The organism is Shewanella sp. 10N.286.52.E4, from assembly GCF_041468785.1.
GTDB lineage: Bacteria > Pseudomonadota > Gammaproteobacteria > Enterobacterales > Shewanellaceae > Shewanella > Shewanella electrodiphila.
The window spans coordinates 75,690-99,319 of record NZ_JBFRJJ010000016.1; the positions used below are offsets into that span (position 1 = coordinate 75,690).

Annotated in this window: 15 protein-coding genes; 7 read left to right on the forward strand and 8 right to left on the reverse strand. The window is 41.5% G+C overall.

Translation table 11 applies throughout. The features are described 5' to 3' along the window. The gene (locus AB4153_RS08800; protein WP_371997081.1) at positions 1-1,398 is read left to right on the forward strand and encodes an ATP-binding protein; all 1,398 of its coding nucleotides are present in this window, start codon (positions 1-3) and stop codon (positions 1,396-1,398) included. A gap of 157 nt (positions 1,399-1,555) precedes the next feature. On the opposite strand, the gene AB4153_RS08805 is transcribed toward AB4153_RS08800, so the two are convergent. The 4 genes from AB4153_RS08805 to AB4153_RS08820 form a co-directional block, all read right to left on the reverse strand. Beyond that, positions 1,556-3,001 (reverse strand): DUF3300 domain-containing protein, encoded by a 1,446-nt coding sequence (locus AB4153_RS08805; protein ID WP_371997083.1) that lies wholly within the window; start codon positions 2,999-3,001, stop codon positions 1,556-1,558. Positions 3,002-3,151: 150 nt separating this feature from the next. After that, a complete protein-coding gene (locus tag AB4153_RS08810; protein ID WP_371997100.1) occupies positions 3,152-4,477 on the reverse strand; it encodes an ATP-binding protein in 1,326 nt (441 codons plus the stop codon). 98 nt (positions 4,478-4,575) lie between these two features. After that, on the reverse strand, positions 4,576-5,256 hold the full coding sequence (locus tag AB4153_RS08815) for a response regulator transcription factor (protein WP_102528851.1): 681 nt from the start codon (positions 5,254-5,256) through the stop codon (positions 4,576-4,578). A gap of 2 nt (positions 5,257-5,258) precedes the next feature. Next, positions 5,259-5,555: a PepSY domain-containing protein gene (locus tag AB4153_RS08820; protein WP_133146647.1), complete on the reverse strand. Its 297-nt coding sequence runs from the start codon at positions 5,553-5,555 to the stop codon at positions 5,259-5,261. Positions 5,556-5,998: 443 nt separating this feature from the next. Between AB4153_RS08820 and AB4153_RS08825 the strand changes: the two genes are divergently transcribed. Continuing rightward, positions 5,999-7,072, forward strand: a complete 1,074-nt coding sequence (locus AB4153_RS08825) for a choice-of-anchor H family protein (RefSeq protein ID WP_371997086.1) — start codon at positions 5,999-6,001, stop codon at positions 7,070-7,072. 158 nt (positions 7,073-7,230) lie between these two features. Here the strand turns inward: AB4153_RS08825 and xseA are convergent, their stop codons facing one another. Then, entirely contained in the window at positions 7,231-8,559 is a 1,329-nt protein-coding gene (gene xseA / locus AB4153_RS08830) for an exodeoxyribonuclease VII large subunit (protein WP_371997088.1), read from the reverse strand. A 121-nt stretch (positions 8,560-8,680) separates the two neighbouring features. Here xseA and guaB point away from each other — a divergent pair, with 121 nt between their 5' ends. The 3 genes from guaB to tadA all read left to right on the forward strand — a co-directional run bounded on the left by guaB (position 8,681) and on the right by tadA (position 12,642). Continuing rightward, positions 8,681-10,153 (forward strand): IMP dehydrogenase, encoded by a 1,473-nt coding sequence (gene guaB / locus AB4153_RS08835; RefSeq protein WP_102528849.1) that lies wholly within the window; start codon positions 8,681-8,683, stop codon positions 10,151-10,153. Between the two features lie 102 nt (positions 10,154-10,255). Further along, a complete protein-coding gene (guaA, locus tag AB4153_RS08840) occupies positions 10,256-11,833 on the forward strand; it encodes a glutamine-hydrolyzing GMP synthase (RefSeq protein WP_303517303.1) in 1,578 nt (525 codons plus the stop codon). Between the two features lie 203 nt (positions 11,834-12,036). After that, positions 12,037-12,642 (forward strand): tRNA adenosine(34) deaminase TadA, encoded by a 606-nt coding sequence (gene tadA / locus AB4153_RS08845; RefSeq protein WP_303517301.1) that lies wholly within the window; start codon positions 12,037-12,039, stop codon positions 12,640-12,642. Between the two features lie 168 nt (positions 12,643-12,810). On the opposite strand, the gene mltF is transcribed toward tadA, so the two are convergent. Beyond that, a complete protein-coding gene (gene mltF / locus AB4153_RS08850) occupies positions 12,811-14,265 on the reverse strand; it encodes a membrane-bound lytic murein transglycosylase MltF (RefSeq protein WP_371997101.1) in 1,455 nt (484 codons plus the stop codon). A gap of 426 nt (positions 14,266-14,691) precedes the next feature. Here mltF and purL point away from each other — a divergent pair, with 426 nt between their 5' ends. Then, positions 14,692-18,573, forward strand: a complete 3,882-nt coding sequence (purL, locus tag AB4153_RS08855; protein WP_371997102.1) for a phosphoribosylformylglycinamidine synthase — start codon at positions 14,692-14,694, stop codon at positions 18,571-18,573. 288 nt (positions 18,574-18,861) lie between these two features. Then, entirely contained in the window at positions 18,862-19,920 is a 1,059-nt protein-coding gene (locus AB4153_RS08860; protein ID WP_371997090.1) for a diguanylate cyclase domain-containing protein, read from the forward strand. 93 nt (positions 19,921-20,013) lie between these two features. On the opposite strand, the gene AB4153_RS08865 is transcribed toward AB4153_RS08860, so the two are convergent. Further along, complete coding sequence (locus AB4153_RS08865; protein WP_371997092.1) at positions 20,014-20,607, reverse strand: DUF1287 domain-containing protein; 594 nt, start codon at positions 20,605-20,607, stop codon at positions 20,014-20,016. A gap of 607 nt (positions 20,608-21,214) precedes the next feature. Then, positions 21,215-21,460, reverse strand: a complete 246-nt coding sequence (locus tag AB4153_RS08870; RefSeq protein WP_215999716.1) for a hypothetical protein — start codon at positions 21,458-21,460, stop codon at positions 21,215-21,217. Positions 21,461-23,630 lie beyond the last annotated feature (2,170 nt).

Sequence of the window (23,630 nt, forward strand, 5' to 3'; positions counted from 1 at the left end):
ATGTTTTCGTTACGTTTCTCCCTTAGTTTATTGATGTTAGTCGGCATCTTACTGACCGTATCGGTTGCCAGTGTGCTGAGTAGCCGCGATGCCATGTACGAGATAGAAGAGCTATTTGATGCAGAAATGGTGCAAACCGCCAAAGTGCTGGATTTGTTTTATGTCAAAAGGCTTACTGCCGCCAAAGTAGCAAGCTTAATTGAGCAACCTATTCGCTTTCATGTGTCAGAGTCTGAAATAGAAACCTTTGCCGAGCAGTCTACGGTAGAAACCCTCTCTTACGAGCGAAAGCTGTCATTTCAATTATTTACCGCAGCAGGTGAGTTACTTGCATACTCAGATAATACTGGTGTAAAACCGCTAACGGATTTTAACCACGGCTATGCCTATCAGGCAGTCGGTGAGCACACCTGGCATGTGTACAGCTTGTTTTCAACGGCGCAACAGGTGTGGATTGTGACTGCACAGCGTGATGATGTGCGCCAAGAGTTGGTGGATAAGATTAACGCCAATAGCTGGCGCTCGCCTTTGATTATTGCGCCTATCATGTTGCTTATCATGCTATTGGTGACTTACTACTTATTTAAACCCATCAAACTACTTGAACGTCACTTAGCTTATCGCAGTGCTCAAGATCTAGCGCCAATTAATATCCGCTTACCGTCAGAACTTATTACAATTCAGCAGTCGCTTAATAGTTATTTAGCCCGTATCGCCGATATGATGATCCGCGAACGACGCTTTAGTGCTGATGCCGCCCATGAATTAAAGACCCCCTTAGCCATCATTAAACTTCATGGTGATGGTTTAGAAAGCGTGATTAATTCATCAACCGATGAAAGCTTAAAGCAACAAGCAATGCCTTATACTCAAGCCATGGGGCAGGGAATTAAGCGTATGAGTCATACTGTTGAGCAACTGTTATTACTCTCAAGGGTTGATGCCATTGAAGTGATTAATAAGGCTGAATGCGACTTACAAAGCCTAATTGATAATGTGATTAATCAGTTAGTGCATATTGTGGCCGATTATCAGTGGCAGCTTGATATTCCTAAGGGACTTACCGTTAAAGCTGATAGCTTTTATCTTGAATTAGTATTAAAAAATATTATCGAAAATGCCTGTAAATACAGCCCTAAAGAATCGGTTATTAGCATTCGCGCTGAGCAAGATGCTAACCAATGCGTCATTAATATCATTGATCAAGGCATAGGCATGTCTGCAAGCGAAATTGATTTAGCCAAGAACCGTTTTTATCGGGTTGATGAAAATGTATCCCAAGGTGCAGGGCTAGGGTTATCCATTTGTCAGCTCATCATTATGTTGCATCAAGGTGATATGAGTTTTCATCAAGCTAAGCCTCAAGGGCTAAAGGTCAACATTGTGTTACCCAATTAAACTAACTTATTTAATCTTGGGATAGAAAAAGCCTGAGTCACAGTGAATGTGATTCAGGCTTTTTATTTATTTCAGACCCAGCTTCTAACTCAGCTTCTGGCCCAGCTTATGACTTAACTTCTGACTCAGACAAAGCGCAGTTTATTTCACTCGTTACTTATTTCACTCGCTGTTTAGACGACGAGTGATGACTGCTTGAGCGACTACCACCACGGTTGTTGTGGGATGCATTACTCGCTCTTTGCTGCGGCTTGATGCTGTGGTTTTGGGCGCTACGGTTGTTATTCACTCGCGCAGTTTGGTTATAGTGCTTGCTACTTTGCTGTTTATTAACAGTCGGTCTGCTGGTCGCTTGTCTATTAGTAACCTGCCTGTTTGTCGCTTGTCTGCTGCTCGGTTGCTTGGTCGCTTTTTGGCTTTGATGAGCCTTATTTGAACGGTTTGGCTGTGATTTATTTGCCGTTCTCAGCGCTTTATCCTGCTGGCCATTATGCATTTTATTCGTATTACTTGGCTTAGTGCTCGGTCTAGTATTTGGCTTAGTACTGGGTCTTGAGCTATAGCTCGGCTTAGCATTATGATTATTTTTTAATGCTTTATTAACACGTTGCTGCTTTGCTATATGGCTTGGCTTAGAGTTATGCAGCTGTGCTGGCTTACCTTTATGACCAGGTTTTTGAGAATGAGCCACCTTGTGGCTTTTATTGTAACGGGCACGATCATACTTATGGCTTACTCTCGGCGCTTTATAAGCAACCCCGCGGCGATGCGCGGGTTTATGCTTCCATCGTTGTGAACCACTGCTATAAGCAATTTTATGTGGTTTGCGGTAATAACGCGTATTACGATGATTAACCACTACGACACGGTGATGTGACCAATGCACAGCACCAAAGAAGTAGTTAAAGTTTATGTAAACACTTGGGCCCCAATATATTGGACGGTGTGGGCGATAATAAGCGTATGCTGGATAATGCCAGTAAACAGGCGGGTATGCATGCCAGCGCCAGTGACCGTAAACCACTCTTGGGTCGTACACTGGAACATAAATGACTTCAGGCTTGGCAGGCTCAATAATGATCTGTTTCTCGACACGGGTAACTGTCATGTTATCCATATCATTAAAGCTATCTGCTTCGTCAGCTTGCTGCCTAAGCGCCTGAACACTGGCAAGCACTATAGCTTCATCTTGCAAGAAAGCTTCACCGAGTTCTTGAGTCCAGTCTAAATCTTCATTGAGTTTTTCAAGTACGGTAGGAAAAGCGACAAGGGCAGTGACACTGGGATCCCAATCTTGCTGTTCAGCCTGCTGCATTTTTTGACTGCTACTTAAACTGCTATTTTGTTGTTCCCAACGACGGGCCTGAACGATTTCAAGCGGATACGTTGCTGCAATTAAAATATGCGTCAATAAGCTGTCTGGGTAAAGTGCAATAGGCGCAAGCATTTGCGCTAACTGCGCTTCAGAAAGCTGAGACTGCTCAAATTGAGCGTCGTTATTGCCATTGGATTGGCTATCAACAGCTAACGCCGCTGGTGACAGTAAGCACAGGCTCATTAGCCCAGCTTTTAATAGTTTATTGGGGATAGATAATAGTGTCATTTTATCTCCATGTACCAAACATCGGTACTTTACGAATGTTAGGGATAGAATAACTAAGTGAAAATGAACACAAGATGAAAGTGTATTAGATAGGGCTAACTAAATGAGGTAATTTTTAGTCGCTATTTAGCCAATTAAATGGATAAAGACTTAATGGCGAAAGGTGACTGTAAATTTTGCGCCGCCATACTGCTCTGATTGAGCAACTGTTAACTCACCTTGGTAGCTATTAACCAAGTCTTGAACGATGGCTAGACCAATGCCATGTCCTTGATTGTACGTGTCAGCGCGAATACCACGCTCAAAAATATTTTGGCGCTGCACCTCAGTTAAGCCATTACCATCATCTTCAATAATAAAACTTAAGCTGGAGTCAGTTTTTGTTACCGATAAACAAACCTGCGTTTTCGCCGCCTTACAAGCATTATCGAGCAGATTTCCCAGCAGTTCATGTAAATCCGCTTCTTCGCCTTTAAATACCAGTTTAGCAGGGGCTTGATAGTCGATATCAATGTGTGACTGTTGATATATCTTAGCTAAGGTTCTAATTAATTTGCTGGCTACATCATCAATGCTCACCCCTAAATGCCATGCTTGATTGGCACTGGATTTAGCCTTGTTGAGCTGATAACTAATGATGTTATTAATATTATTTGCTTGCTCTTTAGAGTCCGGACTTAAGTCCGTTTGGCTTTGCAGCACGGCTAATGGCGTTTTTAAACTATGAGCTAAGTCGGCTAACGCATTTCGGTAGCGCTGGCGCTGAAGTTGCTCTGTGTTTAGCAATACATTGAGTTGTTTTGCGACAGCATTTAACTCGTTGGGGTAATGTTGATTTAATCGTGTTTGTTGGCCTTGCTCTACTAATGCTAGCTCTTTCGTGAACTGGTTTAATGGCTTTAATGTCCAGAATAACCAAATAGCCTGAACCAAAGCCAATACAATCATGAGCACGATAAGCCAAGTCCAGAGAGTGGTGCTGAACTCAATCACTTGCTGTTGATAGTCAGCGTCATCTTTAACAATATGTACTGTGATTGCCAGGGGTTTTTCATTGGTTTCAAAGCTAACACTAAAGCTATACACAACATGGTTATTGTTGCTGTTACCAGCTAAATCATCAAAACGAACTTGGGTGAGCTGGCCTTGGCCCATTGGAGGTGCTGGCAGTAATAATGCTGTTGATTGATTCGTGGGTAAATCTAAGCCTAGAAAAGATTCTGAGTGCCAAACCAGTTTATCTTCAGAAGATATAAGGGCATACAAGCCAGAGCCAATCACATTAAATTGGTTTTCTAATAGATAATTGGGCATGACGACGTGTTCATCTTTGACTTCAGCGACAGCTAACACTGAATAAACATAAGCGCGTAACTGGTTATTAATCGATTGGGTAATTTGATGTTGGAAAGCACCATTAACTGTGATGCCAATCAGCGGGAGTAATACCAAAATCAACAACAGGCCGCTGAGCATTAATCTGATTTTTAATGAATTAATCCCGCCAATAAAATTTGACCTTGCTTGCTTGTTAAGCCATTGGGTTTTGAATGTGCTCAGCCAATTCATGACGACTAGCCTGCAGCTAATTGTCGCAGGCGATACCCTTGACCGCGCAAGGTTTCTATCAGTTTATATTCACCGTCGGGATCGAGCTTTTTGCGCAGACGGCGGATAAACACTTCAATGACATTTGAGTCTAAGTCGAAATCTTGATCATAGATATGTTCAATCAAGGTGGGTTTAGAAATGACTTCGCCTTGATGCAGCATGAAGTATTCAAATAATTTAAACTCTGAACTACTGAGAATAATGGGGTTTTGTAAATGCATTAGCTCAAGGGTGCGAGTATTGAGGCTAAATGGTCCGTTAGTCACTGTTGGGCTAGCTTTTCCCACTGAACGGCGTATCAATGCATTTAAACGGGCAACAAGCTCTTCAGGTTGAAACGGCTTAGTAAGGTAATCGTCAGCGCCAGAGTCTAGCCCAAGCACCTTGTCTTGCCAGCCGTCTCTAGCGGTTAAAATAAGGATTGGGTAATCAATTTGCTTTTGACGAAGTTGCGTAATTAGGCTCAAACCATCAATTTTAGGTAAGCCGACATCGATAATCGCGGCGTCATATTGATATTCAGTTGCTTGAAATAAGCCATCTTCACCGTCAGATGATATATCGACGCTGTAATTAGCGGCTTGTAAATGCTCAGTAAGGTTTCTCTGTAAGCCTAAATCATCTTCTACTAACAATATTCTCATGGCTAATTCCTTGAAATTGAACCGGTACGCGCATTAACGGTGGCATAAAACACCATGCCATTATTAGAGAGTAATTTAATTCGGTAGCCCGTTGAATTACCCACTTTTGTCGATTGCACTGATAGCACTTTTGCAGAGTATTGTCGTTTGGCGATTTGCGCCGCTTGTGAAGAACTCTTCACGGCTAAAGATTGGGATTTACCTGAACCGCCTTTGGTTTTGTTATTAAACCCAGGGTGACCAATATTTACTGAAGAGCTGATTGAAATAGCACTGCTGAGATTAGTAATAACTGACATAGGCGCAGCCTGAACCGACCCCATTGTTATTGAAAACAATAGAAACGATAGCAGGGAAGTGCATAATCTCTTGTTTAATTTGCTCATTATCAGCGTCCACATCAATATTTATCTTTAAAATCAGTTATCAGTGTAAAAGATCCCTTTCAATATAGAAACATCTGCATCGATGAATATCAATTGCTTTGGTATTCGCTCAAAGTATGGATTGGTTTATATGAATAGAAGATGAATAGCTTGCAGTGGCGCAGCTGCTGGTTATTTATGTCAGTCACTTTTTATCTACGACATTGTTTATCTAAGTCAATTTCATGTAAGTCATTTTTCGTGTTCAGCTTGCATTCATTTTGATTCCTTTTAAATAACAACTCATCAATAACAAGCTTTGAGTGATTAAGTGCAATTTACTCTAGCGGTTAAATCTGAATGAGAGGGAATACAAAATGGATATTAAATTGATAACGCAAAACCGTTTCAGTCAGGTGATTAGTGTTTTTACTAAAGTGAGTTGCGCATTAATGCTAACGCTTGCGCCGACTGCGTACGCTGACGAATATGAGCAAGACATGATTGTTGTCAGTGAGGGGAGGCAAGTTAGTGGTGCTGCCTCTTTAAGTGAACCAGCAGGTAAAGCTTCATTATCACCTGAGCAAAAACAAACCTTGCTGCAATTGATTGCGGATGAGAAAGCCAAACGCAAATCTGATGCGGCGCAAGGAAAGCCATTACCTAAGCGTGCAACGCGCGAGTACATAACGAGTTTACGCCAAGCAGGGCAGTTATCTGTCAATGCATTACACAGTGTCAACCAAGCGCCTCAGGCACTTTCCAAATTAGAAACTTCAGTAAATGAAGTTACAACAGATGCAGCAACAACTCATGCAGCAACAACGAATACAGTAACAGCCAATACAGTAACAACAAATGACAGCATTGAAAGTCAGTCATCAAATAGCAAATTATTAACTAATCACGTATCGCAGCAGTCTATTATTGGTTATCGCGATTTTGATATTTATGAGGCTTATAGCCGTCTATTTGATGATTTTGATGAAGATGGTTTTTATCAAACTTTTAGCGTGACCTTTGATGCAGATGTCTATGGTTTTACCCAAGGAGAGCCTGCTAATGTTTATGCTGAGCTGTATTTAAGCCGAAATGGTGGTCCATGGGAGCATTATTACTCTACCGAAGTGTTTACCATTTATGGTGATGCCACCGATGATGATTATGAAGTGCTGACAACCTTAGCCCAGGGGTACAAAACTGATTATTACGATGTCCTTATCGATTTATATGAGTTTGGCTATGAAGATATTGTCGCGACATTAAGTGCAGATGAGTCTGATGGTTTATATGCCTTACCACTAGAAAGTAGTGACAGAGATGAAGTGTACGAAGAAGAATATATTGAAGTCGTTGAAACTGAGGTCATCGTTAGCGGTGGTAGCTTGGCTTGGAGTGGATTATTGATGTTGCTACTTCTAGCAATGAGACGTTCAAACTTGAATGCTTAAGTTGCAGTCTCTCTAATGATGAACCTTGTGATTATGAAAACAAAATCCCGCTAATGCGGGATTTTTCTGGTTGTTGATAAGGTGTGTTGATATTAACGCCAGTTGCCAGTTGCCAGTTGCCAGTTAGCACTTGTCACTTGCCAATTACCAATTACCACCTATGACACAACTGACTTTACTTCACCTTGATTAAGTTGAGTTGTCAGTATTTCGCCCGTTTTCACTTGCTTCGCATCTTGTAAGATATTGCCTTTACCGTCTCGGGTAATACTGTAACCACGGCTTAATGTGGCCAATGGGCTAACGGTTTCTAACTGATGTGCGCTGTAACTGACTAGTTGATTGGCGTTAGTTAATCTTGTTTTCATGGCATCGTTAAGTCGATTACTTAAATAGCTCACTTTGTTTTGTTCTAACGTTAACTTATGAGCTGGGGATTGCTGCTGAAGATGGCCTTTCAAGCGTTGTTGTTTTAACGCTGCGTTAGATAATTTGTATTGCATAGCCGACTCAAGTTTTAGCTGCATTTCATCAAAGCGTTGCTCAAGTTGTTGTAGTTGTCTTTTAGGATCTTCACGTTGCAGCTGGTGGCTTAACTCTGTCAGTAGTGTGCTTTGGTGCAATAAGTAATGACGCATAGCTTGGCGTAATCTTGAAAACGTCAGGTTGAGCTTTTGCGTCTTATTGCCTTTATCGTCCGATAATAACTCGGCACCCGCTGATGGTGTTGGCGCTCGTACATCCGCGACATAATCACTGATGGTAGTATCAATTTCATGACCCACAGCGCTAACAACGGGTAAGGCACTGTTATAAATCGAATGGGCTAAGTCTTCATCATTAAAACACCATAAGTCTTCTAATGAGCCGCCGCCACGGGTAAGCAGTATCACATCGACTTCTAAGCGTTTATTGGCTGTAGTGATAGCACTGATGATTTGCTTGCTGGCACTGGTTCCCTGAACTTGTGTAGGGTAAATCACCACTTCGATTGATGGGTCGCGCGTCGATAGTACTTTGACCACATCTCTTACGGCAGCGCCAGTGGCTGAGGTGATAACACCTATTCGTTGAATGTTTTGCGGTAATGGGCGCTTAGTTTCTGTTGCAAACAAGCCTTCAGCGGCTAATTTCAGTTTAAGTGCTTCATATTGCTGTGCGAGTAATCCATCACCTGCAGGTAACATTGATTCCAAGAGTAATTGATAATCGCCGCGAGGCTCGTAAACACTGATAGAGCCTTTAACTAATACTTGTTGGCCATTAACAGGTTTAAAAGGCACTGATTGATTACGGCCTTTGAACATTGCACAGCGAATTTGCGAGCGGCTATCTTTTAAGGTCATATACCAATGACCTGAATTTGGGGAAACAAAGTTCGAGATTTCGGCCTCAAGCCACACCTTTCCTAGCTCTCCTTCAAGCAGCTGGCGGACTTCACCGTTTAATCGGGAAACGGTGTAAACATTATTTTTCGAGCTTTTCATCAAATTCAACCGACCAATAGTATTTTTTCACTATTTTCCATTTACCAACCTAAATATGCAAGGTATAATCCCGCCGCAATATTTACCCTTTCTAAACCCTACACTTTCTGGGAGATGTTGCATGTTAAGATTAAGAAATGACGCACTAACATTTGATGATGTACTACTAGTGCCTGCTCACTCAACCGTCCTCCCAAATACCGCTGTTCTGAAAACTCGTCTGACTAAAAAAATTGAATTAAACACACCAATTGTGTCTGCAGCTATGGATACCGTAACTGAAGCTCGCTTAGCGATCGCGATGGCGCAAGAAGGTGGTCTAGGTTTTATTCATAAAAACATGACGATCGAACAACAAGCTGAAGAAGTTCGCAAAGTTAAAATCTATGAAGCTGGTATCGTACAGCAGCCTGTTACAGTGACGCCAAGCACCACGCTAGCTGAACTTAAGCAACTGACTGAACGTAACGGTTTTGCTGGTTACCCAGTGATTAACGATGCGAAAGAGCTTGTGGGTATTATCACTGGCCGTGATGTTCGTTTTATTACTGACTGGAGCCGTACCGTTGAGCAAGTCATGACGCCGAAAGATCGTCTTGTTACTGTGCTTGAAGGGACTAAGCTAGATGAAGTTCAAACCCTAATGCATTCACATCGTGTTGAAAAAGTATTAGTAGTTGATGCTAACTTTAAGCTTAAAGGCCTTATCACTGTTAAAGATTTCCAAAAAGCAGAACGTAAACCGAATGCATGTAAAGACGAATTAGGTCGTTTACGTGTTGGTGCTGCTGTTGGCGCTGGTGCAGGCAACGAAGAACGCGTTGAAGCATTAGTTAAAGCAGGTGTTGACGTATTGCTGATTGATTCTTCACACGGTCACTCTGAAGGGGTATTGCAACGTATTCGCGATACTCGCGCGGCTTTCCCTGATTTACAAATTGTTGGCGGTAACGTAGCAACAGCTGAAGGTGCATTAGCCTTAGTTGATGCTGGTGTTGATGCCGTTAAAGTGGGTATTGGCCCAGGTTCAATTTGTACTACTCGTATCGTTACTGGCGTTGGTGTACCGCAAATTACTGCTGTATCAGATGCCGCAGCTGCGATTAAGCATTTAGATATCCCTGTTATTGCAGATGGTGGTATTCGTTTCTCTGGTGATTTAGCTAAAGCATTAGCTGCGGGTGCATCATGCATCATGGCTGGTTCAATGTTTGCTGGTACTGAAGAAGCGCCAGGTGAAACTGAACTTTATAACGGCCGCGCTTATAAGTCATACCGTGGTATGGGTTCTTTAGGTGCGATGACGCAAACACAAGGTTCATCTGACCGTTACTTCCAAAGCGATAACGCCGCTGACAAATTAGTACCAGAAGGTATTGAAGGTCGCGTAGCTTATAAAGGTAAATTAAAAGAAATTATTCACCAACATATGGGCGGTTTACGTTCATGTATGGGTCTTACTGGTTGTGCAACCATTCAAGAGTTAAACGAAAAAGCAGAATTTGTAAAAATCACTTCTGCTGGTATGGGCGAGTCTCATGTCCATGACGTGACAATCAGTAAAGAAGCGCCGAACTATCGCAGCGGTTCTTAATACATTAAAGGCGGCAATGTGATTGTCGCCTTTTTTCAATCTTAAAATTCATTGAGATTGAAAGTACACCTACTATAAGTAAAACCAGATATAAGGTATCCCATGAGCAACATTCATGAGCATAAAATCCTGATCCTCGACTTTGGATCGCAATACACGCAGTTAATCGCCCGCCGTATTCGTGAAATCGGTGTTTATTGTGAGCTTTGGGCTTGGGATGTATCTGAAGAGCAAATCAAAGGATTTGCTCCAAATGGCATCATCTTAGCCGGTGGCCCTGAAAGTGTTACAGCCGAAAACTCGCCTCGTGCTTCTGAATATGTCTTTAATGCAGGCGTGCCTGTTTTAGGTATTTGTTACGGCATGCAAACCATGTCTGAGCAATTAGGCGGTAAAGTTATTCAAGGTGTGGGTGAAGGTGAGTTTGGTTATGCACAAGTTGAAGTGCAAACTGAATCAGCGTTATTTAAAAGCATTGAAGATGCAATCAGCGCTGAAGGTAAGCCATTACTTGACGTATGGATGAGTCACGGCGACAAAGTATCAGAAATTCCTGAAGGTTTCGTAACTGTTGCTAAAACAGAAACGTGTCCTTTCGCTGCAATGGCTAATGAAGACAAGAAATTCTACGGTGTGCAATTTCACCCAGAAGTCACGCACACTCGCCAGGGCAAGCGTATGCTTGAGCACTTCGCCCTCGATATTTGTGGTTGTGATGCTAACTGGAAGCCATCTTCAATTATTGAAGACGCCATTGAGCGCTTAAAGGAACAAATCGGTGATGACGAAGTTATCTTAGGCTTATCAGGTGGTGTTGATTCATCTGTTGTGGCTATGCTGCTTCACCGCGCGATTGGTGACAAACTAACTTGTGTATTCGTTGATAACGGTTTATTGCGTTTAAACGAAGCAGAGCAAGTGATGGATATGTTTGGCGATCATTTTGGACTGAACATTGTTCACGTTGATGCAGAAAACCGTTTCTTAGATGCGATGGCTGGCGAAGCAGATCCAGAAGCTAAACGTAAAATCATTGGTCATGTTTTTGTTGATATCTTCGATGAAGAATCAAAGAAATGTGTTAATGCCAAATGGTTAGCACAAGGCACTATTTATCCAGATGTCATTGAATCTGCTGGTAGTGCAACAGGTAAAGCCCATGTGATTAAATCTCATCATAACGTAGGCGGATTGCCTGATGATATGGAAATGGGATTAGTTGAGCCATTACGTGAGTTATTTAAAGATGAAGTACGTAAAATTGGTTTAGAGCTAGGTCTGCCATACGACATGCTTTACCGTCATCCATTCCCTGGACCGGGTTTAGGTGTACGTGTACTGGGTGAAGTGAAAAAAGAATACTGTGATTTACTGCGTTTAGCTGATGCTATCTTCATTGAAGAGCTGCATAAAGCCGACCTTTATAACAAAGTCAGCCAAGCATTTACGGTTTTCTTACCAGTACGTTCAGTTGGCGTAATGGGTGATGGTCGTAAATACGATTGGGTTGTATCCTTGCGTGCTGTTGAAACCATTGATTTCATGACTGCACATTGGGCACACTTACCTTATGACTTCTTAGGTCGTGTATCTAACCGCATTATTAACGAAATCGATGGTATTTCGCGTGTGGTTTATGATATTTCAGGTAAGCCACCTGCAACCATTGAATGGGAATAAGCTTTCATTCGTTTTCCAATCAGTTTTGATTAAAGACATAAAAGGCGCTTAGGCGCCTTTTTTATTGGGATAAATTTATTGTTGTTTGTCGTATAATCAGCTGAAGTCAGGCTAAGTCACACACTGTACACCTGAACGTTTAAACATATGCAATCAGCTAAACATCGCGAAATATAAATCATCGGTATACCTAAGAGACACTAATGACGTTAGAAAACAAACTTAGCATCAGCCAAAAACAGCAAGCGAGTGAGACCAAGCCATTCACTGAAGAAGAGTTAGCCTTGCTTGCTATTCAAGATGAGAAATGGATGCGTGTGGCAATAGCGTTGGCGAGTGAAGCAGAAGCACTGGGTGAAGTGCCTGTTGGCGCAGTGCTGGTTAAAGATGATAAGTTAATTGCGTCAGGGTTTAATTTAAGCATTACAGAACACGACCCCAGTGCTCATGCTGAAATGCAGTGTATTCGCGCTGCAGGTAAAATATTACACAATTACCGCATGCTAGGTGCGACCTTGTATGTCACTTTAGAGCCTTGTCCAATGTGCGCAGGTGCAATGATCCACAGCCGCATTGAACGGGTGGTGTTTGGCGCAAAAGATTTAAAAACAGGGGCGGCGGGAAGTGTGATTAATCTATTACAAGACTCGCACTTCAATCACCAGTTAACGGTAGATTCTGGCATTTTAGCTGAAGAATGTGCGAGTCAATTGAGTCAGTTTTTTAAACGTCGACGTGATGAGAAAAAAGCACTGAAAAAGCTGCTAAAACAACAATCAGACTTGTTGCTGCAAAAAGGCAAAGAATAACTTTTGACGGTTTAGCATTCTACGTTGTTTCAATTTAATACTGCTACGGCGACGGGCATTATTATTCATATTGGGTCTTCTCATTGTGCACCTATATTGACTGTATGGTTAAATGTGTCACTGCATGTATGACTGCACGGTTTATGATAAACCGTTTCGATGACGAATTTATTGCGCAGCTGATTTAATGAGTTCTTCAGGGTTATCAATATCATCAGTCTGCGAACCTGTTTCTTCTGCTAACGCTTCCGTTTGTTCTAACTCTAACTCCAGTTGTTTGGTCTGATTATCTACCCAAACCAGGGTGTCATAATAACGGCGAATATTATCAACGTAATGCACAGCTTCACTGCCTCTAGCGTAGCCATAGCGTGTGTGCTGATAATACTTACGTTGCTGTAATAAGGGTAAGACTTGTTTTACATCGCGCCATGCGCTGGGATCTTTTCCCATACCTTGGGTAATTTTACGGGCATCCTCAACATGACCTAAACCCACGTTATAGGAGGCAAGGGCAAACCAAATTCGCTGACTATCAGGAATGGACGCTGGCAATCGATCAATCATCTTTTGCAGATAAATAGCACCACCACGAATACTTTGCTCGGCATCAAGACGGTTATCTACCCCAACAGAGCTGGCAGTGGGCTGAGTTAACATCATCATACCGCGAACACCAGTAGGCGAGCGTGCTTTAGGATTCCAATGTGATTCTTGATAACCCGCCGCGGCCAGTTTTCGCCAATCTAAATTACCGGCATGTTTTTCGAATAAAGCTTGATACTCAGGCAGCACATTATCAATTGCACGAATAAACGCGCGAGTATCCACATAGTCAAAGCGCTTAACGTGGCCAAAGTACTTTTCGTTCAGGTGCTCTAGGGTGCCGTTACGTTTTTGATTATGCCAAAACGACAGTAAAGCGCTCATTAATCGGTCGCTATCAAGCGGCGGTAGTAACCACACCACTTCAGTTTTTTCGTCAAGCACAATACCTTCACGTAGTTCAGGTAAATAACGTTGATTGATTAGCAAGCTGTTGGAGTCGGCAATGGTATATAACACCTCACCTGAAGCCACCATAGAAAACAATTCTTCGTTATCTTTATCATCGACCTGCTGCCAGCTTAAATTAGGGTTGGTTTGCTGCAGCTTTATCACGGTATCAACGGCAGCTGATTCAGAAATGACAATGACATCACCTTGAAGCTTATTAAAGTCTCGCGGTTTTAGGTTGCCAGATTTGTAAATAAGAACTTGGTTAACTTCATAAAGGGTAGGACCAAGCAAAAACTGTTCACGTCGATTTTTGGTCGTCGTAATAGCAGCAGCAACGATATCGATTTGTTTCAGACGTAATGCTTCAAATAATTGCTGACGATTATGGTAGGGGATCATTTCTAACGGCACATCGAGATAGTCGGCAAACTTTGCCGCCATTTCATAATCAAAACCACTTTCACCTTGATCTGAGTTGAGATAGGTTTGCGAGCCGTAGAGTGTTCCTACCTTAAGAACGGTACGTTGAGGTGTTTCTTCAATGAACTCTGTTGCTTTCATATTCGCTTGATGACAAGCGCTGAGCAGCAAAGTAATTGAAATGATTGCGACGATCTTTAACAGTTTGGTCATGTCCCTCTATGGATGAAGCATGTTAGTGATGGCGAGAAATCTCAGTGAGTGTGGGCTTGTTGGCCGTTTATCCACTAATTGAAAGCCATAACGCCTCTAATGCGAGCTTCAAAGTACGATTTAAAAACAATATCTAATAAATATACTTTAGCAGTAGTTTTGTATTTCACCTAGCCCGATGAGAATCAGTGTTAAATTATACGGTTGAATTTATTAGTAAAATCGAATTTAAAAAAATTAAATACGAATGAAATGTTATTGAAATATATCGTGGGTAGATTGTGGTTTTGTTTTGATTGTTTTCGTTAACGGGAAACACTGTTCTAGCAAGCCTTCTTAGGTGATTTATAAAGTGTGATTCCCTATAATAGCGCCAATTCTTACCCTGCCAATATAATCATAAGGTGAATTGACGTGATTGAGATCATTCGCGGAGCCCCAGCACTTTCAGCTTTTAGAATCCAAAAGCTTATGGAGGCCTGTGAAACTGCAGCCCTTCCTGTTGAGCAAATCTACGCTGAGTATGTCCATTTAGCTGATATCAGTGAAAAGCTTGACGATAAAGAATATCAACAGCTTGAAACGATTTTAACCTACGGACCTGCCATTGAATCTCATGCTCCAGAAGGTTCATTATTTTTTATCACTCCTCGTCCAGGCACCATTTCTCCTTGGTCATCAAAAGCAACTGACATTGCCAAAAACTGTGGTTTAAGCAAAGTAAAACGTCTAGAACGTGGCGTTGCTTATTACGTTGCAGGCGCGTCATTGACCGCTGAGCAATTAGAGCAAGTAAAAGGCTTAATCCACGACCGTATGGTTGAAGTGATTTTACCTGAGTTTGCCGCTGCATCAGTACTGTTTGAGCGCACTGAGCCATTACCCTTCAAGAGCATCAACATTCTTGCAGAAGGTCGCCGCGCGTTAGAAGTTGCAAACACTCAGCTTGGTCTTGCACTTGCAGAAGATGAAATTGATTACTTAGTGGATAACTTTGTTCGCTTAAACCGTAATCCAAACGATATTGAGCTAATGATGTTTGCCCAAGCAAACTCAGAGCATTGTCGTCATAAAATCTTCAATGCTGACTGGACTATTGATGGTCAAGTACAGCCTAAATCATTATTTAAAATGATTAAGAACACCTTTGAAGTCACGCCAGATAACGTATTGTCAGCTTATAAAGATAACGCTGCAGTTATGAATGGTAGTGTTGCAGGTCGTTTCTTCCCAGATCAAGACGGTGTGTATAACTACCACACCGAGCCAATGCATATCTTGATGAAGGTAGAAACCCATAACCACCCAACAGCTATCAGCCCATACCCTGGTGCAGCAACGGGTTCAGGCGGTGAAATCCGTGATGAAGGTGCAACAGGCCGTGGCTCTAAACCAAAAGCGGGTTTAACAGGTTTCAGTGTTTCTAACCTTAAAATTCCAGGGTTTGTCCAACCATGGGAAGGCGATTACGGCAAACCTAGCCGTATTGTTACGCCACTAGAAATCATGACTGAAGGCCCATTAGGCGGCGCAGCATTTAACAATGAGTTTGGTCGTCCTGCGTTAGTGGGTTATTTCCGTACTTACGAGCAAGAAGTCTCAAGCCATAACGGCGTTGAAGTCCGTGGTTACCACAAGCCAATTATGCTTGCTGGTGGTTTAGGTAACATCCGTGAAGACCATGTTCAAAAAGGCGAAATCACTGTAGGCGCTAAGCTGATTGTATTAGGTGGCCCTGCAATGAACATTGGATTAGGCGGCGGCGCTGCTTCATCAATGGCATCAGGTCAATCTAGCGAAGATTTAGATTTTGCTTCAGTACAACGTGAAAACCCAGAAATGGAACGTCGTTGTCAAGAAGTGATCGATCGCTGCTGGCAGATGGGTGATGACAACCCAATTCAATTTATTCACGATGTGGGCGCAGGCGGATTATCAAATGCCTTCCCTGAACTTGTGAATGATGCAGACCGAGGCGCACTATTTAACTTACGTAACGTGCCTTCAGATGAGCCTGGCATGAGCCCACTTGAGATTTGGTGTAATGAATCACAAGAGCGCTATGTTATGTCTGTAGCGCCAGAGAATTTAGAAACCTTCAGAAAAATTTGTGAGCGTGAACGCGCGCCGTTTTCTGTAGTGGGTGATGCCACTGAAGAGCAGCACCTAACGCTTGAAGATAGCCATTTTGACAACAAGCCAATTGATTTACCGCTTGAAGTGCTTTTAGGTAAAGCGCCTAAAATGAGCCGTGATGTGGTTTCAGCAAAAGCTGAATCACCTGCGCTTAATCAAGCAGGTATTGATGTTAAAGATGCAGTATCACGCATTTTACATTTACCAACCGTTGCTGATAAGTCATTCCTTATCACCATTGGTGACCGCTCTGTAACGGGTTTAGTTAACCGTGATCAAATGGTTGGCCCTTGGCAGGTACCTGTTGCCGATTGCGCAGTGACGGCATCTAGCTTTGATAGCTACGCCGGTGAAGCAATGTCTATCGGTGAGCGTACGCCGCTGGCACTACTTGATTTTGGCGCATCAGCACGTATGGCTGTAGCAGAATCAATTTTGAACATTGCTGGTACTGACATTGGTTCATTCAAAGACATTAAGTTATCAGCTAACTGGATGTCTGCAGCAGGTCACCCAGGTGAAGATGCTGGTCTTTATGAAGCAGTAAAAGCAGTCGGTGAAGAGTTATGTCCTGAGCTTGAGTTAACTATCCCAGTGGGTAAAGACTCAATGTCTATGAAGACAGCTTGGAATGACGAAGGTCAAGACAAAACTGTAACTTCGCCAATGTCATTGGTTATCACTGCATTCGGCGTGGTAAAAGACATTCGCCATACTGTGACACCAGAACTTCGCACCAACAAAGGTGAGACTGAGCTGTTATTAGTTGATTTAGCGAAGGGTCAAAACCGTTTAGGTGGTTCTTGTTTAGCGCAAGTATTCAGCCAACTTGGTGATGTAGCGCCAGATCTTGATGATGCAGCAAGCTTACGTGGCTTCTTTGAAGTGATTCAGCCATTAGTCGCTGATCAAAAAGTGATTGCATACCATGACCGCAGTGACGGTGGTTTATTCACCACACTTGTTGAAATGGCATTTGCGGGTAACACAGGTTTGAACATTGACCTTAGCGGATTAAAAGGTAACGACTTAGAGCGTTTATTTAATGAAGAGCTAGGTGCGGTTATTCAGGTATCTAAAGCAGAAAGCGCAGATATCAAAGCACAATTCAACGCCGCTGGTGTTGATTGTCATAGCGTTGCCACTTTAACATCTGACGACCAGATTACCGTTGTTGATGGTGATCGTGCAGTATTCAGTGACTCTCGTGTTGCGCTTCGCACTATGTGGTCAGAAACCACTTACCGTATGCAAGCAATGCGTGATAACCCTGAGTGTGCTAAAGAAGAGTTTGAACTTAAGCAGCAAGCTAAAGACCCAGGCCTTACGGTTGAATTAGGTTTTAACCCAAGTGAAGACGTTGCCGCACCGTTCATCTTAAAAGGCGCAGCGCCTAAGATGGCGATTATCCGTGAGCAAGGTGTTAACTCTCACGTTGAAATGGCAGCAGCATTTGACCGCGCAGGTTTTGAAAGCCGCGATGTTCACATGTCAGACATTCTATCTGGTCGCATTAGTCTTGAAGAATTCCAAGGTCTAGTGGCTTGTGGTGGTTTCTCTTATGGTGATGTTTTAGGTGCTGGTGAAGGTTGGGCTAAATCAATCTTATTTAACGACCGTGCTCGCAGTGAGTTCTCACGTTTCTTTGAGCGTGATGCCACATTAGCATTGGGCGTATGTAATGGTTGTCAGATGTTATCTAACCTGAAAGAAATCATTCCAGGTAGCGAGCATTGGCCACACTTTGTCCGTAACCGTTCAGAGCGTTTCGAAGCACGTGCAAGCTTAGTTGAAGTGCAAAAGAGTCCTTCAATCTTCTTCGAAGGAATGGAAGGTTCACGCATGCCAATCGCCGTATCACACGGTGAAGGTCGCGCTGAGTTTAAGTCTGTCGAAGCCTTAGCAGCTGCTGAAGCATCAGGTACAGTGGCACTGCGTTATGTTGACGGTAATGGTCAAATCGCAACGCAATACCCACAAAACCCAAATGGTTCGCCAAATGCAATCACTGCACTAACGACAACCGATGGTCGAGTAACAATCATGATGCCGCATCCAGAGCGTGTATTCAGAACCGTTGCAAACTCTTGGCACCCAGATGAGTGGGCCGAAGATAGCCCGTGGATGCGTATGTTCCGCAATGCACGGGTTAAGTTAGGGTGATTTGCACTTAACCTAGTATTGAGTTAACAGCTAAAAGGTGACCGAATGGTCGCCTTTTTTATGCGTTAAGCTTTACGAATATATGCAAGTGGCTAGGAAAAGCTCATGACTCTTGAAGCTGTAAATATTGTTCTTAAAGTATAAAGTGACTTGTATTTTAGTAAGTTATGATTCATTTTAGTGATATATGACATATAAAAAGGCATAACTTAAATCACGCTTTAGTGACGTACAGTTATTAGTGCATTGTTGTAATCAGTAGTGATGCTTAGACCAAGGAAAATAATAATGACGAAGCAATCTAGCAGCGAAAAGGTCATTCGCAGGCTGTACCAAATTACCCAAGATCATCATAAAGGCTTTGAGTACCAAGTCATTGAGCTAATTAAAATGGGGCTTGAGCGTTTTGGACTCCATATCGGGATATTATCTAAAATTGATAGCAAGGATTATCGTGTAAAGCTTTGCGTGACCCCAGAAGAAGTGCCACTTAAAGCTGGTGATAGTTTCAATTTTGATGAAACCTATTGCAGTTTAACGTGTCTTGCTGATGGGCCTTTAGGCATAGAACATATGGGTGAAAATGATAAATATGCTGTTCATCCAGCATATAAAGCATTTGGTTTAGAGTCTTATATTGGTATACCAATTCGATTAAAAGGTAAATTGTACGGCACGTTAAACTTCTCTAGTCCAACACCATACCCAAGACATTTTCGTGAAGTCGATATTGATGCATTGCAGCTGATGGCCTCATGGATTGAAGTTGAACTGATCCGAAGAGAACAAGAAACACAATTAAAAGCCTTGAATAAAGAGCTACATCATTTAGCCAATTACGACGTGTTGACGGATATCCCTAATCGACGTGGCATGCTTAAGACATTACAAAGAGACATTAACCGACTAAGCCGTGTTAAAGGTAAAGGAACAATCGCATTAATTGATATTGATAAGTTTAAGCAACTTAATGATACCTATGGTCATCAAATGGGGGATGATGCGTTAGTTGAAATAGCCAAAACGATTACAAATACATTACGAGACTATGATTTAGTTGCCAGGATTGGTGGTGAAGAGTTTTTATTGTGGTTACCCGACACCAATGAGCAAGAGTGCGCGATAGCTTGTCAAAGAGTCATGAAAGATATCGCCGCAATCAAGTTAACCTCTACACCGATCACTGTTTCAATAGGAGCTTGTCATTTCAACTTCAATCAAGTTCAGCCTAATAACCCGTGCGAACTGATTAATGACTTCATTTCAGAAGCGGATACCGCACTTTATGACGCCAAAGCACAGGGAAGAGATAGACTTATTAGTAGCCATAAGATGATCCCTGCATAGTTTGAACGAGATTCATCTAAATACATGTAAATAACCGAACACGCGAATAATCCATTCGCGTTTTTTATGTCTTACATGGACTTACTGGCTGAGTTATTGATTGTATTTTTCAGGTACATACCGATAATGACCTGTGATTTCATAATCAAACAGCATGTCTTCAACTATCGGCCCCTGACCAATATTATGTACGATCATGGGATTACCCGTTTTATCGCTTATTTGATCAATAACCATACCGATATGTGGCAAGTTACCAGACACCATCCAAGTGACAATATCACCAACTTTATAATCCGTACCATTTTCACTGATACTGAGCACTTCTCCTTTTCGTTTAAAAAAGGTCTGTAAATTAGGGACTCTACGATGATCGATATTTTTATCTGTGGTGGATAACCCCCAAATCCTATTTGAAGGATAAAGCGAAAAATGCTGTTTCATATCTTCATGCACAGCTTGTTGTAAGTCAGCACCAAGTTCACGATAAGCTCTGATCACAACATCAGTACATACACCAATATTGGCGGGTACATCACCATTTGGATAGGGGATTGAGATATAAGCACCATCGTATGTCACTTGAAGAGTGGTTCTGTGGAGTAAGCTTTTTACTATGTCATCATTGAAGTTAGATGCATGGGTGTTAAAGCCAATAATACTTAATAAAACAAGATACTTTTTCATTAACCATCCTTGGAAATACTGACTCAACCAATAAGACAACTAATGCTAGCAGTAACATTTTTTGATGGTTGACAGTTGTTCGATTCTTATTATTTCTTTATAGCGTTTTTAGCTGAGGAATGTAAGTAAGTGCCTGAAAATAGCTGCTCAAAATAAACTTAATATTGGTAATACTTCAAAAGGTTTAAGCTTGTTGAAGCCTTAGCTGTTGGAGCCTCAGTCGTTGAAACCACAATCGCTTAAGCAGCAGGGACAGTGGTACATCTCATGTTGGTAGTAATGCTCAAGTTACAACTTATACTCACAAAACGTGAATGATTTACCAAAAGCGATGACAGCATTAACCACCGTTAATGACCGAGTGACCATTATGGTAATGCAATCCAGAACGTGTGTTTTGAACGGTTGCTAACTCAGACTTGGACAGAAGCCACTTAGAGTATTGAGTTTAATCAACCTAACTATGATTAGAAAAAGTATGGCAATCGATGTTCGGTAACGCCGCCATAAGCGGCAAAGTAACGTTGGCTAAAATAAGTGAGGTACGAACGCGAGCCAACTGTTACGTGTCCGACTTAATGGCCTTGTTATGTAACTATTAAATGAGTTATCCCCACCTAACTAAACCTATAATTGCAGATGTTGCATAGAAAAACTGCAATGCAAAAAATGCCCATCGCTTATCAATAAACCCCCAAGCTGCAAATAGAATTGCTGATATTAATAGCAAGCTAAAACCTAAAATTTCATTACCTGTATTAGAAGCGATAAGGAGTGCGTATATCATTGCTAATAGAGAGCCTGAAACTTCAAAAAATGTAATTAACTTTTGTTTCTTTTCATTAGAATCCAAATTTGACTCCTTTAAGCAAACTCTAGAGTTACATAACATTTGTATAGTGCGCATGCGCGTTTATTTGGCAAACGCGCATGCACATTTAATAAACCTATTATTTAAGCCTTACTAAAGTAAAGCTATTGATTTATATGCACTCTACCAGAGTGGTATTGGATAAACGAGCACAAATATGTGCAAAGTGAGCATTGAAATTGATGCCTTATCAGAAGTAATCAGCAGCAGTCACTTATCGATTAGAAAAAGCTGGCCTACTGGCTTTTACTTATCTTTACTACCTATCATTTAAAACACGTTTTGGGGCAAAAACGTTTTAAGGCCACCAATTCTATATTTCATTTATATTGGCTAACTTACAGCAGACCATTACTTCAATCTAACCCATTGCCTGCCGCAGGCTTTTGTGCAGATACATCCAAGACACGCCGTAAACACATCCCTGTGGGCTCTGCGAAAACATCCATGTTTTCGAAGGTCTTGAACGCATCTACACTGGGTTTATTGTCTCTTCGATTTGACAGCATTGGTGATAATTTAAAGAGCTAAAGCTAGTAGATCTTGCATTGAAAAGACTCCATTTGAATTGAGGACGTTGAAGAAAATAGCGTGAGCCTGACAGGACGTCAGGCTAGCTTTTGCGGTGCACGGATGCACCATCGGAAGCGTTAGCATTTTCGAGTGAGGCCGAAGCAGTCTACAAGCGAGGTTGAAAGCTGGATCAATCCCCGTTGAAAATATGCGCTTTTCAGCATTTTTCGTTAGGGGCGGCAGGGTGATCCAAGAGGGTATTGCTGTTGATCCCCTCTTGGTCGGGTGTGGGTGGAAAACTCACGACCTTAATCCAAACGGAGTTTGGAAATACAGAAAGGAAATTTACGGTCTAAATCAGGTGTTAACTAAGCGCCACGACTTAGAGCTTTAATTCCATCTAATATGAAAAGTGGTACTGAAAAATAAATAAGAAGATGCTTAAGTTAATGATTTTATTTGTTTGGTTGGCTAATTCGAGCAACCAATAAATTTAGGGGAGAGGAGAGTGTTAGTAAACGTTGATTTGATCTATTTGAAATTATCAAACGTATGTTTGAATACTTTAATTTAGATATAAAAATACTTTAGATATAAAAAAGACAGTGAGAATGGCATTAAAAAGCCCCTTAGAATCGAAACTCTAAAGGGCTAGTCAAGCTCTATGTAGCAAGTGAGCTGCAAGAGCTGTTTTGCGCTAACAAAACATCAAGGGTAACGTCCAATGTCCATAGCAAGCTAATTGCATGCTCAAGACATCTTCCGTTGTATTGCTGCTCAACATGGTCCCAAAGGTGTTTCCAAAATTCAGCAGCAATATAAAACTAATTAGTACGCTTGGTACATTTCAACAAAAACACGTTTGTAGCTATTGATGAAACGCTCAAATAATTTAGTCATTTTAAAATCTCCACTCAGTAATAAATTCAAATTAGTAGAGTTGGGGATGTAACTTGAAATCCATTTTGTTCAAGTCCAATCGACCTTCTCTCAACACAGGACGAATTCTATATCTGTTCAAAAAATAGCTCAAACGAATAAAATTAATCTTTACCATTATTAAAACTAATCCAATATTTGGTTGTTTTAATGTTTATTAATCGGATTTTTAATATTTTTCTGTTTGAATCAGTTGGTTATGTTTTTGGCTTCTATATTTTATGGTTAGTAAATCTATTGCAGATATGTAAAAAGTTAATTTTTGGGTTTGATAATGTTTTCATTAGTTTTAGATAGTTTAGACTTAGTGATTTTACAAAAATGTAAATAAATCCCTACCAGCTATCAGTGGTAGGGTCAACACCTAAAAGGTGGTACTTTGCGCACCTACTCAAAACCCGCAAAAAACACATTTTTTATAAGTCATTTTGTTGATTGAGGTCAAATTTCGGTGGTATAAATTAAAGGTCTGCAGTATTTGTTGTTTGCTGTAAGTTGTTGAATTTAAAGGGTAAGCTAAAAGGTAAATAATGGCAGTCACGATCGCAGTCACGTTACGTGATTAAGTGTGATGTGAGTCTCACATTATTTGTGTTTTATCTGGCTAAATTGAGTTTTCGTAGAATGTTATAAAAGCGCTTAGTTAACATTGAATTAACATGTTAAAAAGAGCATTACTTTTAAATAAAATTTTTCCTGC

Coding starts and splice junctions, on each gene's coding strand:
- xseA (WP_371997088.1), bottom strand. CDS start 8,559: ATGAAAAGCTCGAAAAATAATGTTTACACCGTTTCCCGATTAAACGGT.
- AB4153_RS08865 (WP_371997092.1), bottom strand. CDS start 20,607: ATGAAAAAGTATCTTGTTTTATTAAGTATTATTGGCTTTAACACCCAT.
- AB4153_RS08815 (WP_102528851.1), bottom strand. CDS start 5,256: ATGAGAATATTGTTAGTAGAAGATGATTTAGGCTTACAGAGAAACCTT.
- AB4153_RS08860 (WP_371997090.1), top strand. CDS start 18,862: ATGACGAAGCAATCTAGCAGCGAAAAGGTCATTCGCAGGCTGTACCAA.
- tadA (WP_303517301.1), top strand. CDS start 12,037: ATGACGTTAGAAAACAAACTTAGCATCAGCCAAAAACAGCAAGCGAGT.
- AB4153_RS08800 (WP_371997081.1), top strand. CDS start 1: ATGTTTTCGTTACGTTTCTCCCTTAGTTTATTGATGTTAGTCGGCATC.
- guaA (WP_303517303.1), top strand. CDS start 10,256: ATGAGCAACATTCATGAGCATAAAATCCTGATCCTCGACTTTGGATCG.
- guaB (WP_102528849.1), top strand. CDS start 8,681: ATGTTAAGATTAAGAAATGACGCACTAACATTTGATGATGTACTACTA.
- AB4153_RS08810 (WP_371997100.1), bottom strand. CDS start 4,477: ATGCTCAGCGGCCTGTTGTTGATTTTGGTATTACTCCCGCTGATTGGC.
- AB4153_RS08825 (WP_371997086.1), top strand. CDS start 5,999: ATGGATATTAAATTGATAACGCAAAACCGTTTCAGTCAGGTGATTAGT.
- AB4153_RS08820 (WP_133146647.1), bottom strand. CDS start 5,555: ATGTCAGTTATTACTAATCTCAGCAGTGCTATTTCAATCAGCTCTTCA.
- AB4153_RS08805 (WP_371997083.1), bottom strand. CDS start 3,001: ATGACACTATTATCTATCCCCAATAAACTATTAAAAGCTGGGCTAATG.